This window comes from Jiella sp. M17.18 (genome assembly GCF_041027365.1).
GTDB lineage: Bacteria > Pseudomonadota > Alphaproteobacteria > Rhizobiales > Rhizobiaceae > VKMB-3413.
The window spans coordinates 1-1,641 of record NZ_JBFTEH010000043.1; the positions used below are offsets into that span (position 1 = coordinate 1).

At 64.9% G+C, this 1,641-nt stretch carries 1 protein-coding gene; it reads right to left on the reverse strand.

Going from position 1 to position 1,641, the window contains the following annotated elements; translation table 11 throughout:
• Positions 1 to 25: 25 nt before the first annotated feature.
• Positions 26 to 1,579, reverse strand: coding sequence for an ISL3 family transposase (locus tag AB5S17_RS23345; protein ID WP_369243572.1), 1,554 nt, complete (start codon positions 1,577 to 1,579; stop codon positions 26 to 28).
• Positions 1,580 to 1,641 lie beyond the last annotated feature (62 nt).

Below are 1,641 nucleotides of genomic sequence, written 5' to 3' on the forward strand. Positions count from 1 at the left end.
GGGTCTGACGCACTCTCGATGACGATCAGGCGGCGCCGAGCAGTCGGGCTTCGAGGAGATCGAGCTTGGCACGCCCGTACATCTGCCGCTTCACGAGCTTGAGCTTGTTCACCTGGCCCTCCGTTTGTCCGTTCGACCATGGCTCAGTGATCGCGCCCCGCACGGCGGACGCGTCTTTCCGGATGCCGCGAGCGAAGGAAGCCAGCAAGCTCGCCTCGGCATCGTGGATCCAGGGCGTGAGATCACCGATTGACCGGCTGCGGATGATGATTTGAAAGCGATCGATCAACTCTCTTGCCTCGGCCAGGGCGGGCACTCCGGCTTCGATCGCGGCAACCATGACGGTCTCCGCCTTCGTCAGATGATCTCGCTTCAGCGTCATCAGACGAGCAATGGTCCTCGCGGACGGGATCCTGCGAAGCTGGGCACCCGAGATCTGCTCCGATCGCCTGCGCCGCGTAGCCCATTCGCCGACGACGCGGACCGACCCCCGATAGCCTTGGGCGCGGACGCGACGCCAAAGCTCGGCACCGTTCCGGCAGCCTGCGTCCCACTGGGCGTCGAGATAGGGAAGATGCGGGTCGAGTGACCCCTGTCGCGTCCGGAATACATCGGTGCGCTCGCCGCGGACAATCTGGCGAACCAGCTTGCGGCTCCGGCCTGTTCGCCGAACGATCTCCTTGATCGCGAGGCCATCGGCCGCAAGGCTCGCGACGAACGCGTTCATCTCCTCCCGCCGCAGATAGCCTTCGTACTGGATCCGTTCGGCCGAAGTCAGGAGCGCGGGATCGACAACCGTCGCTCCGAGAGCGGTGCGGATCGGCTTCATCGACTTCCTCACCGCATCGAGGAACGCCGCGCTGGCGTTCTCCATCAGGTGCCATCGGTCCGCGACCTGCACGGCTTCCGGCAACGCGCAAGCCGCTGCCTCGCCATACCCGCCACCGCGATCACGCGAGACGATGCGGATCTCTCGGTGATCAGCCAGCCATGCTGTGACCGTGGCAATCTCCCGGTCCGGCAGCAGCTTCACGATCTGCCGCCGCTCAAGGTCGCAGACGATAGAGCCGTAACGGTGGTTCCGGCGGAAGGCAAAGTCGTCGATGCCGACGGCAGTCAAGATATCGGTCCGCTGTCGCGCCCGGCGCCGGACCACCCGGAGCAGCGTGTCGTTGCTGACCGGCATCATCAATCGCTCGGCAAAGCTTGACGCCGGACGACCGCCGAGTGCCAGGCCGAGATGATGGATGATGCATTCCATCCGGCCCGTGCGTCTGGCCCGTTCCGGGACAGCGTCACCGAAGCGCTCGGCGAAGATCTTGCGCCGGCAGGTCTCGACATCGCACCGAAATCGGCGCGTGATCAACCTCAGCCGAACCGGCCTTCCTGCCGACGGAAGGTCCGCCACGCGCCGAATATATCGACTGTGCACCCGGCGTGCCGGCGAGGAGCAGGAGGGACACGCCGCCTGCCTCGTCCGAGCCAGGGCCGTAACGACAAGGCCCTCTTCTGAGGCTTCGAACTGCTCGACCGAAAGCTCAGGCGGAATAAGCGACGACAGCGAAATGGTACTGGACATGGCGACCTCCCTCGGGAACCGCCAATTCGCTCCTCAACTGCATCAGTTGTGAGTCAGACCCC